We start from the raw sequence: 19772 nt of genomic DNA, 5'->3' as shown, positions 1-19772 counted from the left end.
ACCTTACTCCTCTGGATCGTTGAATCCTAACAGCCAGGTAAACAGGAACCCGGCTATCACCGCTACTAAATAGCCTAACAGATAGAGCATCACTTTTCCGGTCACGATGGTCAACGCCAGCGGTAAACCGGACAGTCCAAAAGTGATAACAGTGGCGACTTTCCAGTAGCTGATGAGTGCTCCACCTACCGCACCACCCAGACAGGCAGCGAGGAACGGTTTACCCAGCGGCAGCGTGACGCCAAAAATCAGCGGTTCACCAATGCCAAGCAAACCGACAGGAAGTGCGCCTTTAATCACTTTTTTCAGGCGCATATTGCGGGTTTTCATCAGCACAGCGATGGCCGCACCAACCTGTCCCACGCCTGCCATAGAGAGGATAGGCAGAAGCGCGTTGTAACCGTGCGTCTGCACCAGCTCGACATGGATCGGTACCAGACCCTGATGCAGACCGGTCAGCACTAATGGCAGGAAAGTGCCAGACAGCACCGCCCCGACTAACAGGCCGCCGCGATCGATAGCCAAAGACGCGCCATGGGCAATCGCTTCTGAGATCCAGCCGCCCAGGGGTTGCAGTGCAACAATCGCCACACTGCCGGTGATAAGTGTCGTCAGCAGTGGATTGAGGATAAGCTCAATTGATCCGGGCAAAAGAGCACGCAATTTTTTCTCGATCCAGCACATCAGGATCACCACCAGCAGTACAGCAATCACCCCGCAGCGTCCCGGCTGAAGCGCCTCGCCAAACAGGGTTATCTGTGCCAGTTGTGGGCTGGATAAAATCCCTGCCATCACCCCGCCCATGGCCAGCGAGCCACCAAATACTTTAGCCGTGTTCACCCCGACCAGAATGTTCATGATGGCAAACACTGCGCTGCCGAAAATCCCGAGAATACCCAGCAGATTCGGATACTGAGTGGCAAAATCCCCAACAATATCCGGGCGCTTGAGGATGTTAATGATCCCGGTGATCAAACCAGAAGCAATGAACGCTGGGATCAACGGAATAAAGACGTTTGCCAGCTGGCGCAGCGCATCGCTCATTGGGGCTTTGTATTTGGCCTTTGCCTGCGCTTTGGTGCGTTCAGCATCCTCAATCGACACGCTTGCTCTGCTGCCCATCAGTGCGCGCATGGCATCGACCACCTGTGCCGCTTTCCCCGGCCCGACGATCAACTGGTGCTGTTGCCCCTGTTTCACGTAGCCGCTGACGCCGGAAAGCTGCTTCAGACGCGGCACATCAAGCTGATCATCGTTATGCACTTCGACCCGCACGCGCGTCATGCAGTTTTCCAGACGCTGAATATTCTCTTCCCCACCAATTCCTTGCAGGATATTGCTGGCGAGCGCTGCTGTTTTATCCATACACGCCTCTGTTAGTTTTCTAATGCCGCCCGTAAGAAACCGTTATGCGCATCGAGTTTGGCTCTCGCGGCCTCAGCGTCCAGCCCACTTAAGATCATCAGAATGGCCAGTTTAACATCGTGATCGGTCTGTTTGAGCACCGCTTCTGCCTCTTCACGCCCTGCGCCCGTCGCCTCCATCACCATGCGGCAGGCTCTGTCCACTAACTTGATGTTGGTCGCCTGCATATCCACCATCAGGTTCTGGTAAACCTTGCCGAACTTCACCATTGCACCGGTGGAGATCATATTGAGCACCAGCTTTTGCGCGGTCCCGGATTTCAGGCGCGTGGAGCCGGTCAGCGCTTCCGGCCCGACCACCGGAGAGATAGCTATAGCGGCCACCTGTGCAATCGGTGAGCCTGGATTACAGGAGATGGCGACCGTTGTGCAGCCGGTCTGGTTAGCGTATTCCAGCCCGCCAATGACGTACGGCGTGCGTCCGGATGCCGCCAGCCCGACCACCAGATCCTTCGCTGTCAGATTCAGCGCCTTCAGGTCTTCCTCACCCAGCTGTTTGTTATCTTCCGCCCCTTCAACGGCTTTCAGCAGCGCACCTGGACCACCGGCAATCAACCCGACCACCAGACCGTGTGGAACACCAAACGTTGGTGGGCATTCTGACGCATCCAGCACGCCAAGACGCCCGCTGGTTCCGGCCCCCATATAAATAATACGACCACCCGCCTTCAGTGCTTCCGCCGCGGCATCGACAGCTTTCGCCACCTCAGGTAATGTCTCTTTCACTGCCTGCGCCACCAGCGTATCCTGTTGATTAAAACGGTTAACCAGCTCAAGGGTGGAAAGTGCATCCAGATCCATGGTTTGCGGGTTACGCGTTTCTGAAACAAGTGAGCCAAGATTCATGTTTTGTACCTCAGGAATTTTTAATTCATAATAATCACACTATAATGGAATATAAAATTCATTCAGGCGAGCAAAATTCGTATTTGCGCAGATAATCACATTTTCGCCAGGAGAACCTATGAACTGTTTAATTCGTATTCGCCAGCGGTATGCAGGCTTTGCTCAAAGCGACAAAAAGCTGGCGGATTATCTGCTTTCTCAGCCCGATCGCGCCCGCCATCTCAGCTCGCAGCAGCTGGCGAGTGAAGCCGGTGTGAGTCAATCAAGCGTGGTGAAATTTGCCCAGAAGATTGGCTTTAAGGGCTTTCCCGCCCTCAAACTGGCGATTAGCGAAGCGCTGGTGAGTAACCCCAATCCGCAGTCGATGCCCGTACATAACCAGATCCGTGGTGATGACCCGATGCGTCTGGTTGGGGAAAAGCTGATTAAAGAGAATGTCGCGGCCATGCATGCGACGCTTGATGTGAACACGGAAGAGAAACTGCTGGAGAGCGTGGCGATGCTACGTGCAGCACGGCGTATCATTTTGACCGGAATTGGCGCATCCGGCCTGGTGGCACGTAATTTTGGCTGGAAGCTAACCAAAATCGGTTATAACGCCATTGTCGAGCAGGATATGCACGCCTTGCTGGCGACTGTACAGGCGATGGATCCTGACGATCTGCTGCTGGCAATCTCCTATTCCGGTGAGCGTCGTGAAATCAATATGGCGACCGACGAAGCCCTGCGTGTCGGCGGTAAAATTCTGGCAATCACCGGTTTTACCCCGAATGCCCTGCAACAGCGGGCAACGCGCTGTTTATATACCATTGCCGAAGAGCAGGCTACGCGCAGTGCGGCTATCTCGTCCACCAGTGCGCAAATGATGCTGACCGATCTGCTGTTTATGGCGCTGGTGCAGCAGGATCTGGAACACGCACCCGAGCGCATTCGCCACAGCGAAGAACTGGTAAAGAAACTGGTTTGACGCGTATAATGCCCGCCCAGTTTGTGTTGTTTCTGAGAATTTCCTGATGGCGCTGTTAATTACCAAAAAATGCATCAATTGCGATATGTGCGAACCCGAATGCCCGAACCAGGCGATTTCGATGGGCGACAGCATTTATGAAATTAACAGCGACCGCTGCACCGAATGCATCGGTCACTATGAGACGCCGACCTGTCAGAAAGTGTGCCCGATCCCCAATACTATCCTGAAAGATCCGGCACACGTCGAGAGCGAAGAGCAGCTATGGGATAAGTTTGTCCTGATGCATCATGCGGACAAACTTTAACTTTCGATGATCACCGTTGCGCTTGCATAGTGGCGTTCATCCGCGATCGTCACGTGCATGTGGTTCACGCCCAGCTTCTCAGCCAGCTTTTGCGCCTCGCCCCATAAACGCAGGCGCGGTTTACCCAGTTCGTCGTTAAACACTTCAAACTGGTTAAATGCCAGACCATTTCGAATACCCGTACCAAAGGCTTTGGCGGCCGCTTCTTTCACAGCAAAACGCTTGGCCAGAAAACGCACCGGCTGCTGATGCGCTTCCCAGATGGCCCATTCGTTATCGCTTAGCACACGCCTTGCCAGGCGATCGCCGCTACGGGCGATCACCGCTTCAATGCGGGCTATTTCAACGATATCCGTGCCTAAGCCCAGAATGGCCATTACTTGCGCGCTTCCAGCATCAGACGTTTCATCTCTGATACCGCCTCTTTCAGGCCACTCATCACTGCACGGCCAATAATCGCATGGCCGATATTCAGCTCATGCATTTCCGGCAGGGCGGCGATGGCCTTAACGTTGTGGTAGGTGAGGCCATGTCCAGCATTGACCTTCAGGCCCAGGCTTGCGGCATACGTAGCTGCTTTAGCGATACGCTCCAGCTCTTTGGCCTGCTCAGCATCGCTTTCAGCATCAGCATAACAACCGGTATGAATTTCGATATACGGTGCGCCCGCGTCGGCCGCCGCTTTGATCTGGGCGAAATCGGCGTCGATAAACAGAGAAACCAGGATGCCGGCATCGGCCAGACGTTTGCAGGCATCGCGCATTTTGTCGAGCTGCCCTGCAACATCCAGACCGCCTTCGGTCGTCACTTCCTGACGCTTTTCCGGTACCAGGCAGCAGAAATGGGGTTTAGTCTCGCAGGCAATCGCCAGCATCTCTTCCGTGACGGCCATCTCCAGATTCATACGGGTATCTAGCGTCTGACGCAGAATACGTACGTCGCGATCGGTGATATGGCGACGGTCTTCACGCAAATGAACGGTAATGCCGTCGGCGCCAGCCTGTTCGGCGATAAATGCCGCCTGAACCGGGTCAGGATAAGCCGTGCCGCGCGCATTACGCAGCGTGGCGATATGATCAATGTTGACGCCTAACAGTAATTCAGCCATGACAATCCTCGGTTTTCTTTTGGTTCTGTCTCTAACGTTTCGGCATAAACTGCCTGAATAATTCGCGGCTCTTTAAGGGCTTGCCGCCAAGATACGGCTTGAGGGCAATGCGGGTAAAGCGTTTTGCAGCGCGCAGTGTGTCCTGATCGGGAAACTCGCGCTCATACAGCGCCCGGAGATGACGACCGGTAAATGTGCTGTTATCGATTACGATGCTGGCAATAAAACCTTTTTCTTCCCGATAACGATAGGTCATCGTGTCCTCGACCTCGTCTCCGCTCCCCGCACAATGCAGAAAATCGACGCCATATCCCAGATGTCCCAGCAGCGCCAGTTCGAAACGACGCAGCGCAGGTTCGGGGGTACCGGTGGTACCCGCCAGCGCCTGAATACAGTGCAGATAATCGAAGAAAAGTTCAGAGAAGCGAGTCTCATGTTCAAGAACGCGCGAGATGAGTTCGTTGATATACAAACCGCTGTACAGCGTGATACCAGAAAGAGGAAGTGCCAGAGAGACGGCTTCGGCACTGCGCAGGGTTTTGACCTCCCCTCGCCCACCAAAACGAACCAGCAAGGGAGTGAAAGGCTGTAAGGCACCTTTCAGGTTAGAACGTTTGGAACGTGCGCCTTTCGCAACAAGGCGCACGCGGCCCGACTCTTCCGTGAAGACGTCCAGCATGAGGCTGGTTTCGCTCCAGGGACGACTATGCAGGACAAAGGCACGCTGCCATCCATCCATCATACTCGTCGTCTTGAGTTATTGGTCTTCGCCGTAACCGAGGCTGCGCAGAGCACGCTCATCATCGGCCCAGCCAGATTTCACTTTCACCCACAGTTCCAGGTGAACCGGGGCTTCGAACATCTCCTGCATGTCTTTGCGGGCTTCAATGCCGATGGTTTTGATCTTGGTACCTTTGTTGCCAATCACCATCTTCTTCTGCCCTTCACGCTCAACGAGGATCAGGCCATTGATATCGTAGCCGCCGCGTTCGTTGCTCTGGAAACGTTCGATTTCTACTGTCACGGAGTATGGCAGCTCAGCACCGAGGAAACGCATCAGCTTTTCACGGATGATTTCAGAGGCCATAAAGCGCTGGGAGCGATCGGTAACGTACTCTTCCGGGAAGTGATGGATCGCTTCCGGCAGATGCTTACGCACGATGCCCGCGATGGTATCCACATTCAGACCGGTCTCGGCAGACAACGGTACGATATCGAGGAAATTCATCTGACTACCGAGCCACTGCAGATGCGGCAGCAGGTCAGCCTTCTCTTGTACGTTGTCCACTTTGTTGACCGCGAGGATGACCGGTGTTTTACCGTCACGCAGTTTATTCAGCACCATTTCGTCGTCCGGCGTCCAGCGGGTGCCTTCAACAACGAAAATGACCAGCTCAACGTCGCCAATCGAGCTGCTCGCCGCCTTGTTCATCAGGCGGTTAATGGCGCGCTTCTCTTCCATGTGCAGGCCCGGAGTATCGACATAAATCGCCTGATACGCGCCTTCTGTATGGATACCCACGATGCGATGACGCGTGGTCTGCGCCTTACGTGAGGTAATAGAAATCTTCTGCCCGAGCAGATTATTCAGCAGCGTAGATTTGCCGACGTTCGGACGTCCGACGATGGCAATAAATCCGCAATAGGTTTTTTCTTCGCTCATTCCAGCTCCAGCATTTTCAACGCCTGTTCGGCGGCAGCCTGTTCAGCCTTACGACGGCTAGAACCTGTGCCCACCACCGGTTCACTCAGGCCACTGACCTGGCAATGGATGGTAAATTCCTGATCGTGCGCTTCGCCACGCACCTGCACCACCAGATAGGATGGCAGCGGGAGATGGCGACCCTGCAAATATTCCTGCAAGCGCGTTTTCGGATCTTTTTGTTTATCGCCCGGACTGATTTCGTCCAGACGGGTCTGATACCAGTTCAGGATCAGCTTTTCTACGGTCTGGATATCGCTGTCCAGGAACACGCCACCGATTAATGCTTCGACCGTATCGGCAAGAATAGATTCACGACGGAAGCCGCCGCTTTTCAGTTCACCCGGCCCAAGACGCAGACATTCGCCCAGTTCAAATTCGCGCGCGATTTCCGCAAGGGTATTGCCCCGAACCAGCGTGGCACGCATGCGGCTCATATCACCTTCATCCACACGCGGGAAACGATGATAAAGCGCATTCGCAATCACGAAACTTAAAATAGAGTCACCTAAAAATTCGAGGCGCTCATTATGTTTGCTGCTGGCACTGCGATGGGTTAATGCCTGTTGCAACAACTCCTGATGATGAAAAGTGTAGCCCAGCTTCCGTTGAAGCCGATTAATTACGATGGGGTTCATGCGATACCAATAAATGAATGCGTCAAAAATGCAGCACACGAAACCGACCTGAGAAAACCAACGCGGTTTCGTGTGCCGTGGCACCCTTGCAGGGCCAACCTTAAACTTCGGGGGAATATTCTATACACAACGACAGGGGATGTCGTTAGTTCGAAGAGATTTATCGCTGAAATAATTCACGCAGCCGCTAATTAAAGCGGCTACGCGTTCATTTAATGAGAATTAATGGATTCCGCCAATACGATTCAGGCGCACGCCGGTCGGCCATTCACCTTCCTGCTTCTCAAAACTCATCCAGATTGCGGTCGCTTTACCCACCAGATTCGCTTCAGGTACAAAGCCCCAGTAACGGCTGTCCGCAGAATTATCGCGGTTATCACCCATCATGAAGTAGTGTCCCGGAGGCACAATCCAGCTTGCCAGCTGCTGACCCGGTTGTTTGTAATACATACCCAGCTGATCCTGCGCAATCGGCACGGTCAGGATACGGTGCGTAACATCACCCAGCGTCTCTTTACGCTCAACCAGACGAATACCGTTCTCTTTGGTTTCACCTTTCGGTACCTGGAAGAACCCACTGGTCACCTCGCCGCCGTTACGACGGGCAAAGGTCTGGACAAAATCACTTGGCTCAACGTTTGAGTAGGTGATTGGCAGCGCGTTCTCACACGCCGTACCGGAACTGCAGCCCGGCTGAACGGTAACTTCCTTCGCAACCGGATCGTAAGTGACCTTATCACCCGGCAGACCCACCGCACGCTTAATGTAGTCCAGGCGCGGATCTTCCGGATATTTGAACACCACGATGTCGCCACGTTTCGGATGACCCGTTTCAATCAGCGTTTTCTGGTAGATAGGATCTTTGATGCCGTAGGCAAACTTCTCGACCAGAATAAAATCACCAATCAGCAGCGTTGGCATCATTGAACCTGACGGGATCTGGAACGGTTCGTAAATAAACGAACGTACCACCAGCACAATCGCCAGCACCGGGAATACCGAGGCTCCTGTTTCCAGCCAGCCCGGTTTCGGGCCGACTTTCTTCAGCGTTTTCGCATCCAGCTGATCGCCTGTGGCTGCCTGAGCGGCAGCCTGACGTTCACGGCGTTTTGGGGCGAAGATAAACTTATCCAGACACCACAACAGACCGGTCACCAGGGTAGCAATGACCAGGATCAGGGCAAACATGTTCGCCATGCCAACTCCTTAGGGTTATTTGCTGTCTTTACCAACATGAAGGATGGCAAGGAATGCTTCCTGCGGCAGCTCGACGTTACCGACCTGCTTCATACGCTTCTTACCTTCTTTCTGTTTCTGCAGCAGCTTTTTCTTACGGCTGACGTCACCGCCATAGCATTTAGCCAGAACGTTTTTACGCAGCTGTTTTACGGTGGAACGCGCGATAATGTGGTTGCCGATGGCAGCCTGAATCGCGATATCAAACTGCTGACGCGGGATCAGGTCTTTCATCTTCTCAACCAGCTCACGGCCACGATATGGCGCGTTGTCGTTGTGGGTGATCAGCGCCAGCGCGTCCACGCGCTCACCGTTGATCAGCACGTCCACACGGACCATGTTGGAGGCCTGGAAGCGTTTGAAGTTGTAATCCAGTGACGCATAGCCACGAGAGGTTGACTTCAGACGGTCGAAGAAGTCGAGTACCACTTCCGCCATTGGGATTTCATAGGTCAGCGCCACCTGGTTACCGTGGTAAACCATGTTGGTCTGCACACCACGCTTCTCGATACACAGCGTAATGACGTTACCCAGGAACTCCTGCGGCAGCAGCATGTGACACTCAGCGATTGGCTCGCGCAGCTCGTGAATGTTGTTCAGCGGCGGAAGCTTGGACGGGCTGTCGACGTAGATAACCTCTTTCGAGGTGGTTTCAACTTCATAGACTACGGTCGGTGCAGTGGTGATCAGATCCAGATCGTATTCACGCTCCAGACGCTCCTGAATGATCTCCATGTGCAGCAGGCCGAGGAAGCCACAGCGGAAGCCGAAGCCCAGCGCCGTAGAGCTCTCTGGCTCGTAGAACAGTGAGGCATCGTTCAGGCTAAGCTTACCGAGTGCATCGCGGAAGTTTTCGTAGTCGTCAGAGCTAACCGGGAACAGACCCGCGTAAACCTGCGGTTTCACCTTTTTAAAACCTGGCAGCGCTTTATCTGCCGGGTTACGAGCACCCGTCAGGGTATCGCCTACTGGCGCGCCAAGGATGTCTTTGATTGCGCAGACCAACCAACCTACCTCGCCGCACTTCAGCTCGGTACGGTCAACCTGTTTTGGCGTGAAGATGCCCAGACGATCCGCATTGTAGACTTGCCCGGTACTCATTACCTTGATTTTGTCGCCTTTACGCATGGTGCCGTTTTTAATACGCACCAGGGAGACAACGCCAAGGTAGTTATCAAACCAGGAGTCGATGATCAGCGCCTGCAGCGGGCCATCCGGGTCACCTTCCGGAGCCGGAATATCACGAACCAGACGTTCCAGAACATCGGTCACGCCCACGCCCGTTTTAGCGGAGCAGCGTACCGCATCGGTCGCGTCGATGCCGACAATATCTTCAATCTCTTCCGCTACGCGCTCAGGATCGGCGGCTGGCAGGTCGATCTTATTCAGAACCGGCACAACTTCGAGATCCATTTCCATCGCGGTGTAGCAGTTTGCCAGGGTCTGGGCTTCTACGCCCTGCCCGGCATCCACCACCAGCAGCGCGCCTTCACAGGCTGCCAGCGAGCGTGATACTTCATAGGAGAAGTCAACGTGGCCTGGGGTGTCGATAAAGTTTAACTGATAGGTTTCACCATCAGCCGCTTTGTAATCCAGCGTGACGCTCTGCGCTTTAATGGTGATACCGCGTTCGCGTTCCAGGTCCATGGAGTCCAGAACCTGGGCTTCCATTTCACGATCAGACAGGCCACCGCAAATCTGGATAATACGGTCAGACAGCGTCGACTTACCGTGGTCAATGTGAGCAATGATCGAAAAGTTACGTATGTTCTTCATATAGTTAAATAATTATGCCTTACGAATTCCTGGAGGCCGCTGTTCTTAGCCTGACGTTTTTCAGTGCGAAAACGCAGCATTCTACACTACATCCTCGCTACCTGGAAATGCACTTAGAGACAGGTATAGCGTGAAGAAAGGACGTTTTCTGTTTTAGGACGTAAATAATGATAAAGCCCGATGGATCACCGGGCCTCAGAAGAGAGCGTTTCAACACGAAGCTGGTCTGGCGCCAGCCCAACGCTGAGAATGACAGGTTGCCACTCTTCGCGGGCAGCGAGCTTCGGAGAGAAACCTTTGGCCAACCAGAATCCTCCCACGCCACCTAATGCGGCACCGCACATGGCGGCTGCATCGGTGCCAAACAGCATCTGGAATATGCCGCCCATCACAAACAACCCTACCAGCGGGGAGAGATAAACCAGCATAGCCGAACTGAGCAGGCTACCTTCCGCAATACCCAGCTCGACCTTCTGTCCCGCCATCAACGGCTGTTCGCTTGGCACAGAAATCGTGTGCGACGTTTGTGGCCCGAGCTTATTTAGCACGCGACTGCCGCAGCCGGCTCTGGACGCGCAGCTATTACATGATGCTTTGACATCGCAGCTCACCAGCGCAATGCCGTTCTGCCACGATACAACCGTAGCCCACTCTTTAATCATTGTGCGGCCCTGAATTTTATGCTGTCAGAAATGCGTTTTGCCGTCTGCGGAGGTAACTCACCCACAATCGTGATCTCTGCGTTATCGCGTACCGTGGTGCTGACCGTACGACGTCCGGTACGAAGCATTTGTTCAGAACTGTTTGCCGTTGCGCGGTTGATATTCACCGAGAAGCTGAATAATCCATCGGAATAAAGACGCGATTCAACGGGAGTCTCAATGGTTGGCAACTGACGACGGCTGCTTGAAACTTCGCTAAACCCTTGTGGGATCCAGGAAGGTACCCAGTTGAAATTAACGGAGTCACCCGCCGGAACAGAAAGCAGTGGCGGCAGACTGGCTTTAGCCAGATTCTGCATGCTGTTTCCAACCTGATTGTTCACATTGAAGGAGATAACGCGGAACTGTTCCAGCGTTTCACCGTCACGGTCAAGCAGGTCTACACGCATCGGAAGTTTAGTTTCTGCGTCAATCCAGACGATATAGCTGTAGCGTGTTCCGTCCCGGGCAACAACGCGGATCACCTCACACAACCTGTCCGCAATGCGCGTACGCCCTACCGAAATAAAATCGTAGTAAGGGGCGAGCCGCTTGAAGTCGGTGTAAATAAGTGACGGCAGAGAATCAACGATATAGTCGCCATTCAGCGTGAATGGCTCCAGACCTGGTTCGAAATAACTGATTTCGTTACCACGCTGAACAACTTCCCGACGCGGGCCATCCATCTGTAAAAGCTGGGCGAGCGGCTGGTTATCAAGACGGGCATGGCGATAGCGTAACGACTCGACACCCTGCTTATTGATGCTGATAAATGCCAACTCATAATTGAGTGACTGGCTAGCCTGATTCATTTGCTGCAACAACGCCCCGGATGAAACATCAGCCGAGGCGTTGGCAGAGAAGAACAAGCTACCCGCCATCAGAGACATGGCGAACCAAAGTTGCTTCATTACTGCGATTGCGTTCCTAAAGTTTGGTTTCCGGGCACCTGCACAGCAGCTTGCTGTGTTTGTGCCTGCTCAAACTGAAGCTGTTCAGAGTGCAGACGACGCTGCAACTCATAATCCTGCAACATCGCATTAATGCGACGGCGCTGCTCCTGAACCTGCTGTTGCTGACCGCCGCTGGCGGAGGCATCAGCCGGTACACCCAGGCTTACCGGGCTGGCTTTGCCCATCATCGGCAGTGTGTTAAACACTGGCGCTTCTGGCTGCTGATTAGTTTCAGACTGAGTATTATAGTGCTGGACGCCAACGATAACTGCAAGCGATACGCATGCAGCCACCCCCATTTGGGTGAGCTGGCTAGCCCACGGACGCACCTTTTGCCAGAACGGCATTTTCTGCCACTGGTGAGGTGCTGGTTGAGCTTCAGGAATCAGCGGAGTGGTCTGATGAACAGGCTCATTCTCAATGGCCGCCATCACGCGGGCTGAGATATCGAAATGGAGAACCTCGCCGGTGTCACCACGAAGAGTGTCACGGATGAGATGGTAACTCTCCCAGGTCTCTTGCATTTCGGGAGAATGAGACAGCTCGTTGAGCAGCTCACTATCCAGCGTTTCACCATCCATTAAAGCGGAAAGTTTTTCTTTCTGCATGCCTAATACCTTTTCCAGTATCCCGCTATCGTCAACGCCTGATAAGCGGTTGAACTTTATTATCAATAGCTTCTCGCGCACGGAAAATTCGTGAACGTACCGTACCGACCGGACAATCCATGATAGCGGCTATCTCTTCATAGCTCAGACCATCCAGCTCCCGTAACGTAATTGCCATGCGTAAATCTTCCGGGAGCGACTCGATCGTGCGAAAAACGATTTGTCTCAGTTCTTCTGACAACATTAAGTTCTCAGGGTTCGAAATTTCTTTCAATGCGCCGCCACTTTCGAAGTTTTCGGCGTCGATTGCGTCCACATCACTTGAAGGTGGACGACGTCCCTGAGCGACCAGATAATTCTTTGCCGTATTGACCGCAATACGGTACAGCCAGGTATAAAAAGCACTATCTCCCCGGAAAGAATCCAGCGCGCGATAGGCCTTGATAAAAGACTCTTGTACCACATCAGGTACATCACCTGACGGTACATAACGGGAAACCAGGCTCGCCACTTTATGCTGGTAGCGCACCACCAGTAAGTTAAAGGCTTTCTGATCTCCCTTCTGGACCCGTTCAACCAGGACCTGGTCCGTTAACTGCTCGCTCATCCGAGGTAATGTCTCCCCAAACCTAAATTCCACGCGTTATCGAAACGCCACTCTAAAATACCGCACTTTGAGCAAGCACCGAATTAGAGTGTCTGATCTTCAATAAGTTCCGTAACGCCTTTGTTTTTGTTCATCGCGCCGCAGACTGTTCATTTTCTCTCATTATAAGTCTGTTCACGATACGCACCACTTTCTGACAAGAAACATCTTTTTCCCGCCAGAAGAGTAACGCAACCCTGGCTTTATTTCACCACAAAATCTGACACTAACGATCTGCTTCGCAAAATAATTTCATTCATTTACCTCCTGTTTACGCCACCTTACGAGTTTAGTCATTGCAACAGACTTTAAAAAAAACGTGCGATATCTCGCATTCAGGTGCTATTCTGACCAAACACTGTTTAGTAAATTAAACAAAAATCATGAACACAACACCTGAACTTCATTGTGATGTACTGATCATCGGCAGCGGTGCTGCCGGTCTCTCTCTGGCGCTGCGTCTGGCCGAGCATCAGAACGTTATTGTTCTGAGTAAAGGGCCGATAAGTGAAGGTTCCACATTTTATGCCCAGGGCGGTATTGCCGCTGTGTTTGACGAAACAGACAGCATTGCATCACATGTTGAAGATACGTTGATTGCCGGTGCCGGGATCGTGGATACGCACGCCGCAGAGTTTGTCGCCAGTAATGCCCGTCATTGCGTTCAATGGCTCATCGACCAGGGGGTATTATTTGATACCCAGGTTCAGCCCAATGGCGAAGAGAGCTATCACCTTACTCGTGAAGGCGGTCATAGTCACCGTCGCATCCTTCACGCCGCGGATGCCACGGGTAAAGAAGTTGAAACTACGCTGGTCAGTAAGGCTCTTAGTCATCCTAATATTCGGGTCCTTGAGCGGAGTAATGCCGTTGACCTGATTATTTCCGACAAAATTGGCCTGCCCGGCACGCGTCGCGTTGTGGGTGCCTGGGTCTGGAATCGTAATAAAGAGAAGGTTGAAACTTGTCAGGCGAAGGCTGTCGTACTGGCTACAGGTGGCGCCTCCAAGGTATATCAGTACACCACCAACCCGGACATAGCCTCCGGAGACGGTATTGCCATGGCCTGGCGCGCCGGTTGCCGCGTGGCGAACCTCGAATTTAACCAGTTTCATCCGACCGCATTGTTCCACCCTCAGGCACGCAACTTCCTGCTCACGGAAGCGCTGCGCGGAGAAGGTGCTTACCTGAAACGCCCTGACGGTTCACGCTTTATGCCGGACTTTGATGCCAGAGGTGAACTCGCGCCACGTGACATCGTTGCCCGCGCCATCGACCATGAAATGAAACGTCTTGGCGTGGACTGCATGTATCTCGATATCAGCCATAAGCCCGCAGAGTTCATTCGCCAGCACTTCCCGATGATTTACGAAAAGCTGCTGAATCTGGGCATTGATTTAACCCGCGATCCGGTGCCCATTGTACCTGCCGCCCACTATACCTGTGGTGGCGTAATGGTTGACGACCATGGACGTACGGATGTAGATGGCCTGTATGCTATCGGAGAGGTCAGCTATACCGGACTTCACGGCGCGAACCGTATGGCCTCTAACTCACTGCTTGAATGCCTGGTGTACGGCTGGTCTGCAGCGGAAGACATCACGAAACGCATGCCGTACGCCCGCGAGACAGAGCACCTGCCTGCCTGGGATGAAAGCCGTGTGGATAACCCGGATGAGTTGGTGGTGATCCAACATAACTGGCATGAGCTACGACTGTTTATGTGGGACTACGTGGGGATTGTACGCACGACCAAACGACTTGAGCGCGCGTTGCGCCGCATCACCATGCTCCAACAGGAAATTGATGAGTATTATGCCAATTTCCGCGTATCGAATAATTTGCTGGAGCTGCGCAATCTGGTTCAGGTCGCTGAACTGATTGTACGCTGCGCGATGATGCGTAAAGAGAGCCGCGGGCTGCACTATACCCTGGATTACCCGGATCAGCTTGCTGAATCCGGCCCGTCGATACTCTCACCGCAGGTTCACATAAACAGATAAAATGCCTGGGTCAGAGCGGTGTAATCTTCGGAATAACGCTGGTCTGGCCCACGGATCACCATTCTGTCATTAAAGCATTCACCTTCTTTTGGTGATAGCGCCAGCAGTACGCGGTGCGGCAGCCGTCCTTCCGTATCCGAAATATCGGTACGCAAACGTAGCGTCCAGCCAATCTCCTGGGCGATGCCGATGAATGTATTGCCCGTACTCTCAGGTAGGACGACACAGAAAAAACCCTCTTCGGAGATGAGCTCTGCCGCACTGGTGAGTAGCGCTTTATGGTTGAGGGAGCCGGTGTAACGCGCCTGTTCGCGCTCCGGTGAACCGCACTCAACGCCGGGCTCATAGTAGGGAGGGTTACTGACGATGAGATCGTAACGTGCGGTTTGTTCAGGCGCCCAAGCCAGCACATCTGCGCATTCCACTTTCATCCGTTCTGCCCAGGGAGATTCGGCCGCATTTTCACGCGCCTGCTCTGCGGCCTGCGCATCCAGTTCAACCGCATCAATCGTGACATGCTCTTCTGTACGTTGCGCCAGCATCAACGCCACCAGCCCGCTGCCGGTACCGATATCAAGAATACGCTTAACACCTGCGACAGGTGCCCAGGCTCCCAGTAAAATACCGTCTGTGCCGACTTTCATAGCACAGCGATCGTGAGCGACAAAAAATTGTTTAAATGTAAAACCATCGCGGCGCAGCTGCGCTTTGAGTTGAGACATGTCAGGGCAACCTTCTAAGTGAAACTGGAGTAGCATAGGGGAAAGCGAAGTGACCGAAAAGCGATATCCATACAAACAGATGAAGATTACAGCCGTAACGTCTATAATCAGCGCCCCACACAGAGGTAGAACATGACTGTAACGACTTTTTCCGAACTTGAACTCGATGAAAGCCTGCTCAATGCACTTGAGAGCAAAGGCTTTACACGCCCGACCGCCATTCAGGCAGCGGCCATTCCGCCTGCGCTTGAGGGCCGCGATGTGCTCGGTTCTGCGCCAACCGGCACGGGGAAGACAGCAGCCTATTTGCTGCCTGTGTTGCAGCATCTGCTCGATTTTCCACGTAAAAAATCAGGCCCGCCGCGTATTTTAATCCTGACGCCTACGCGCGAGCTGGCCATGCAGGTGGCCGATCACGCGCGTGAACTCGCGGCAAATACTCATCTGGATATCGCCACCATCACCGGCGGCGTTGCGTATATGAACCACGCCGAAGTGTTCAGCGAAAACCAGGACATCGTCGTTGCGACGACGGGCCGCCTGCTGCAGTACATTAAAGAAGAGAACTTCGACTGCCGCGCGGTTGAAACGCTGATCCTCGACGAAGCCGACCGTATGCTGGACATGGGCTTCGCACAGGATATTGAGCATATTGCGGGTGAAACGCGCTGGCGTAACCAGACGATGCTGTTCTCTGCCACCCTCGAAGGGGAAGCGATTAAAGACTTCGCAGAGCGTCTGCTGGAAGATCCGGTGGAAGTGTCAGCGACGCCGTCCACCCGTGAGCGTAAGAAGATCCACCAGTGGTACTACCGCGCGGACAACCTTGAGCACAAGGTCGAATTGCTCAAACACCTGCTGAAGCAGGAAGATGCGCTGCGCACAATCGTGTTTGTGCGTAAGCGCGAGCGCGTGCACGAGCTGGCAGAAATGCTGCGTAACGCCGGGATCAACAACTGCTATCTTGAAGGCGAGATGGCACAGATCAAACGTACCGAAGGCATTAAGCGCCTGACCGATGGCCGCGTTAACGTGCTGGTTGCCACAGACGTTGCCGCTCGCGGGATCGACATCCCTGACGTCAGCCACGTCATTAACTTCGATATGCCACGCAGCGGCGATACCTATCTGCACCGTATTGGCCGTACCGGCCGCGCGGGCCGCAAAGGGATTGCTATCTCACTGGTCGAAGCGCATGACTACCTGCTGCTGCAGAAAATTGGCCGCTATGTTGACGAGCCGCTGAAAGCGCGCGTTATTGATGGCCTGCGCCCGACCACACGTGCGCCGAGTGAAAAAATGACGGGTAAACCGTCCAAGAAAGCGCTCGCGAAACGTGCTGAGAGAAAAGAGAAAGAAAAAGAGAAGCCACGCGTGAAGCAGCGTCACCGCGATACCAAAAACATTGGTAAGCGCCGTAAGCCAAGCGCTGCCGCGCAGGAAACGAAGACTGAAGAGTAATAAAAAGCCGGGGAAAATCCCCGGCTTTTTTTATTCTGCCCCCACGGCTGAAACTATTACAGGCTTTCAGTAAAGGTACGAGCGATAACGTCGCGCTGTTGTTCTGGGGTCAGAGAGTTAAAGCGTACTGCATAGCCAGACACGCGAATGGTCAGCTGTGGGTATTTTTCAGGGTGCTCAACCGCATCCATCAGCGTTTCGCGACGCAGCACGTTAACGTTCAGGTGCTGACCACCTTCCACACGTACTTCCGGTTTCACTTCCATTGGGATTTCACGGTATTCAATTTCGCCCAGCTTGCTGACTGGAACAATTTCATCTTCAGCAAAACCGGCTTTCGCGACGACACAACGTGCTTCGTTTTTCTCGCTGTCCAGCAGCCAGAAAGAGTTGAGCAGATCGTCATTTGCAGCTTTAGTAATCTGGATACCTGTAATCATGTGTTGCCTCCCTTAGGCTACATTAACTGATGTCGGCCTCTTCAGGCCAATTGGTAAAACCAATGTTTCTTGTGTGTATATATATCATTCGCACCTTGGTGATTTATTGATTTAAATCAACAAAAACACCAACCATACAAAGAGTGTGGTTTGAATTTATTGTTTTAGATCAATTTCATTGCCTTACCAATTCAATTTCACCTGCATACTTTCAAAATAAATTGAGGGACTTACGGTCAATTTCTGCCTGTGATTTTGCGCCCATGTATTTAACAGGTAAGCTAGACGCAGATTGAGATTCGCAGGAGAGCGAGATGACGACACCTTTAACCTGGCACGACGTGCTGGCCGAAGAAAAACAGCAGCCCTATTTTATTAATACTCTCAGCACCGTCGCGACGGAGCGGCAGTCTGGCCAGACGATTTATCCGCCACAGAAAGATGTTTTCAACGCCTTTCGCTATACCGAATTGAGCGATGTCAAAGTCGTTATCCTCGGACAGGATCCTTACCATGGCCCAGGGCAGGCGCACGGGCTGGCGTTCTCTGTACGCCCGGGCGTGGCTATCCCCCCTTCTCTGCTGAACATGTATAAAGAGCTTGAGGGAACGCTGCCTGGGTTTACCCGCCCTACTCACGGTTACCTGGAAAGCTGGGCGCACCAGGGCGTGCTGTTATTGAATACGGTGCTTACCGTACGGGCGGGTCAGGCGCACTCACACGCAAGCCTGGGCTGGGAAACGTTTACTGACAAAGTCATCAGCCTGATCAACGAGCATCGTGAAGGCGTGGTATTTTTACTTTGGGGTTCTCACGCACAGAAGAAAGGGGCGATTATCGATCGTCAGCGTCATCACGTGTTGAAAGCGCCGCACCCGTCACCGTTGTCTGCACATCGCGGCTTCTTTGGCAGTAATCATTTTGTTCTGGCGAACGAATGGCTGGAAAAACGTGGCGAAACGCCAATTGACTGGATGCCTGTGTTACCGGCAGAAAGCGAGTAGTATTTAATGTGCCGGGTCTAACCCGGCACATTAAGAGGCTTATGCCTTATTCTGACGCCACCACTCGGCCAGCAGTACGCCAGTCGCAACGGATACGTTCAGACTTTCCACATTACCTGTTCCGTCGATAGAGACGCTCAGATCTGCACTGGAGAGCGCCGCGTCAGACAGACCATCGCGCTCCTGACCCAGCACCAGCACCATTTTACGCGGCAGCGTCGCTTTAAACAGCGGCGTACCAGCATGGCTCGAAGTCGTCACGATGGAATAGCCCGCTTTACGGAACTGCTCAATAGCATCCAGAACGCTATCACCGGTGATCGGCTGAACGTGCTCAGCACCACCTTCTGCAGTACGGATCGCCGCACCTGATTCCAGCAGTGCAGCATCCTGCAACAGCACGCCTTTCACGCCGAAGTGAGCGCAGCTACGCATCATCGCACCCAGGTTATGCGGGTTTCCCACATCTTCCAGCGCCAGAACACAGTCATCGGCCTCTGCCTGGCTGACCCATTGCTGAACGGTGGTGCCATTACGTTTTTTGATCAGGAAGCAAACACCACCGTGGTGTTCGGTACCGGACGCTTTGGTCAGCTCGGCATCATCTACCACGTGATAAGCTTTACGGTTCGCGGCCATCCAGCGCAGCGCTTCTTTAAAGCGTGGAGTCACGCTCTGGATAAACCAGGCGCGGACGATGCACTCAGGACGGCTCTGGAACAGAGCCTGGCAGGCATTCTCGCCATACACGCGAGTCTCTTCCGCACGCTGACGGCGCAGCACTTCCGGGTCGATAAAGCTTTTACCGCTGATACCACCGTGATCGGCTTTTTCCGGCGTCTCATCGCCAGGGGCGCGGGAAACGGTGCGCCACGGGGAGGCGTTATCACGTGAGAAGTCATCGCGTGGACGGTCATCGCGTTTGCGATCGTCACGCTTACGGTCATCACGTTTGCGGTCATCACCGCGGTTATTTCTGTCATCGCGGGCGGGGCGACGGCCACCGTCTGCACGAGAAGACGCCGGACGCCCGCCACCTTTTCCGGTACGCGGATTTTGGGTGCGTTTATCAGAGTCATCATCACTGCGGACATACATCACTTTGACCTTGCCGCTTTTGTTTTTCATTTCGTCGTTCATGCTTTTCTCCACCAGCGCTGCGCGAAGCGCGCAGATTACCCGATGTGCCAGCGCATAGCCATAATTTCGTACAAAAGCCTGTGACTATTG

At 53.4% G+C, this 19772-nt stretch carries 22 protein-coding genes; 5 read left to right on the top strand and 17 right to left on the bottom strand.

What is annotated here, in order from left to right:
* Nucleotides 1-3: 3 nt before the first annotated feature.
* Complete coding sequence (locus AC0XWG_RS12970; protein ID WP_475680644.1) at nt 4-1365, bottom strand: PTS transporter subunit EIIC; 1362 nt, start codon at nt 1363-1365, stop codon at nt 4-6.
* A gap of 11 nt (nt 1366-1376) precedes the next feature.
* Complete coding sequence (gene murQ, locus AC0XWG_RS12965; RefSeq protein ID WP_475680643.1) at nt 1377-2270, bottom strand: N-acetylmuramic acid 6-phosphate etherase; 894 nt, start codon at nt 2268-2270, stop codon at nt 1377-1379.
* Between the two features lie 118 nt (nt 2271-2388).
* Here murQ and AC0XWG_RS12960 point away from each other — a divergent pair, with 118 nt between their 5' ends.
* Both AC0XWG_RS12960 and AC0XWG_RS12955 read left to right on the top strand, forming a co-directional pair.
* On the top strand, nt 2389-3237 hold the full coding sequence (locus tag AC0XWG_RS12960; protein ID WP_028016063.1) for a MurR/RpiR family transcriptional regulator: 849 nt from the start codon (nt 2389-2391) through the stop codon (nt 3235-3237).
* A 46-nt stretch (nt 3238-3283) separates the two neighbouring features.
* Nucleotides 3284-3544: a YfhL family 4Fe-4S dicluster ferredoxin gene (locus AC0XWG_RS12955; RefSeq protein WP_008502177.1), complete on the top strand. Its 261-nt coding sequence runs from the start codon at nt 3284-3286 to the stop codon at nt 3542-3544.
* On the opposite strand, the gene acpS is transcribed toward AC0XWG_RS12955, so the two are convergent.
* From acpS to rseD, 12 genes are all read right to left on the bottom strand, one after another.
* Nucleotides 3541-3921: a holo-ACP synthase gene (gene acpS, locus AC0XWG_RS12950; RefSeq protein ID WP_028014094.1), complete on the bottom strand. Its 381-nt coding sequence runs from the start codon at nt 3919-3921 to the stop codon at nt 3541-3543. The two genes, AC0XWG_RS12955 and acpS, sit on opposite strands and share 4 nt — an antisense overlap.
* Entirely contained in the window at nt 3921-4652 is a 732-nt protein-coding gene (gene pdxJ / locus AC0XWG_RS12945; protein WP_028016062.1) for a pyridoxine 5'-phosphate synthase, read from the bottom strand. Before pdxJ ends, acpS begins: the two co-directional genes overlap by 1 nt.
* A 31-nt stretch (nt 4653-4683) precedes the next feature.
* Nucleotides 4684-5391, bottom strand: a complete 708-nt coding sequence (recO, locus tag AC0XWG_RS12940; protein WP_108090941.1) for a DNA repair protein RecO — start codon at nt 5389-5391, stop codon at nt 4684-4686.
* An 18-nt stretch (nt 5392-5409) separates the two neighbouring features.
* A complete protein-coding gene (gene era / locus AC0XWG_RS12935) occupies nt 5410-6315 on the bottom strand; it encodes a GTPase Era (RefSeq protein WP_028016060.1) in 906 nt (301 codons plus the stop codon).
* The gene (gene rnc, locus AC0XWG_RS12930; RefSeq protein ID WP_003860711.1) at nt 6312-6992 is read right to left on the bottom strand and encodes a ribonuclease III; all 681 of its coding nucleotides are present in this window, start codon (nt 6990-6992) and stop codon (nt 6312-6314) included. Before rnc ends, era begins: the two co-directional genes overlap by 4 nt.
* A 222-nt stretch (nt 6993-7214) precedes the next feature.
* Nucleotides 7215-8189: a signal peptidase I gene (gene lepB / locus AC0XWG_RS12925; RefSeq protein ID WP_475680642.1), complete on the bottom strand. Its 975-nt coding sequence runs from the start codon at nt 8187-8189 to the stop codon at nt 7215-7217.
* Nucleotides 8190-8204: 15 nt separating this feature from the next.
* Nucleotides 8205-10004, bottom strand: coding sequence for a translation elongation factor 4 (gene lepA / locus AC0XWG_RS12920; RefSeq protein ID WP_028016058.1), 1800 nt, complete (start codon nt 10002-10004; stop codon nt 8205-8207).
* Nucleotides 10005-10189: 185 nt separating this feature from the next.
* Nucleotides 10190-10666, bottom strand: a complete 477-nt coding sequence (gene rseC / locus AC0XWG_RS12915) for a SoxR-reducing system protein RseC (RefSeq protein WP_028016057.1) — start codon at nt 10664-10666, stop codon at nt 10190-10192.
* Complete coding sequence (gene rseB, locus AC0XWG_RS12910) at nt 10663-11616, bottom strand: sigma-E factor regulatory protein RseB (protein ID WP_049005955.1); 954 nt, start codon at nt 11614-11616, stop codon at nt 10663-10665. Before rseB ends, rseC begins: the two co-directional genes overlap by 4 nt.
* Nucleotides 11616-12266: an anti-sigma-E factor RseA gene (gene rseA / locus AC0XWG_RS12905; protein ID WP_014832926.1), complete on the bottom strand. Its 651-nt coding sequence runs from the start codon at nt 12264-12266 to the stop codon at nt 11616-11618. The genes rseB and rseA overlap by 1 nt, the downstream gene beginning before the upstream one ends.
* A 31-nt stretch (nt 12267-12297) precedes the next feature.
* Complete coding sequence (gene rpoE / locus AC0XWG_RS12900; protein ID WP_006176728.1) at nt 12298-12873, bottom strand: RNA polymerase sigma factor RpoE; 576 nt, start codon at nt 12871-12873, stop codon at nt 12298-12300.
* Entirely contained in the window at nt 12870-12932 is a 63-nt protein-coding gene (rseD, locus tag AC0XWG_RS12895) for a rpoE leader peptide RseD (RefSeq protein ID WP_229255512.1), read from the bottom strand. The genes rpoE and rseD overlap by 4 nt, the downstream gene beginning before the upstream one ends.
* Nucleotides 12933-13295: 363 nt before the next feature.
* Between rseD and nadB the strand changes: the two genes are divergently transcribed.
* Nucleotides 13296-14915, top strand: coding sequence for an L-aspartate oxidase (nadB, locus tag AC0XWG_RS12890; protein ID WP_028016055.1), 1620 nt, complete (start codon nt 13296-13298; stop codon nt 14913-14915).
* Here nadB and trmN read toward each other — a convergent pair.
* Nucleotides 14900-15637, bottom strand: a complete 738-nt coding sequence (gene trmN / locus AC0XWG_RS12885) for a tRNA(1)(Val) (adenine(37)-N(6))-methyltransferase TrmN (RefSeq protein WP_032666641.1) — start codon at nt 15635-15637, stop codon at nt 14900-14902. The two genes, nadB and trmN, sit on opposite strands and share 16 nt — an antisense overlap.
* A gap of 132 nt (nt 15638-15769) precedes the next feature.
* Between trmN and srmB the strand changes: the two genes are divergently transcribed.
* On the top strand, nt 15770-17098 hold the full coding sequence (gene srmB / locus AC0XWG_RS12880) for an ATP-dependent RNA helicase SrmB (RefSeq protein ID WP_028016053.1): 1329 nt from the start codon (nt 15770-15772) through the stop codon (nt 17096-17098).
* 56 nt (nt 17099-17154) lie between these two features.
* On the opposite strand, the gene grcA is transcribed toward srmB, so the two are convergent.
* Nucleotides 17155-17538 (bottom strand): autonomous glycyl radical cofactor GrcA, encoded by a 384-nt coding sequence (gene grcA, locus AC0XWG_RS12875; RefSeq protein WP_008502190.1) that lies wholly within the window; start codon nt 17536-17538, stop codon nt 17155-17157.
* 314 nt (nt 17539-17852) lie between these two features.
* Here grcA and ung point away from each other — a divergent pair, with 314 nt between their 5' ends.
* Nucleotides 17853-18542 carry a uracil-DNA glycosylase gene (ung, locus tag AC0XWG_RS12870; RefSeq protein WP_475680641.1) on the top strand — a complete coding sequence of 230 codons (690 nt, stop codon included), beginning with the start codon at nt 17853-17855 and terminating at the stop codon, nt 18540-18542.
* Between the two features lie 39 nt (nt 18543-18581).
* Here ung and AC0XWG_RS12865 read toward each other — a convergent pair whose 3' ends face one another.
* Nucleotides 18582-19682 (bottom strand): tRNA/rRNA methyltransferase, encoded by a 1101-nt coding sequence (locus tag AC0XWG_RS12865; protein ID WP_108090934.1) that lies wholly within the window; start codon nt 19680-19682, stop codon nt 18582-18584.
* Nucleotides 19683-19772 lie beyond the last annotated feature (90 nt).

This window comes from Enterobacter sp. DVT3837, from assembly GCF_056238685.1.
The sequence above is the reverse complement of the archived record's forward strand: the minus strand, read 5'-3'. Positions and strand labels throughout refer to the sequence as shown.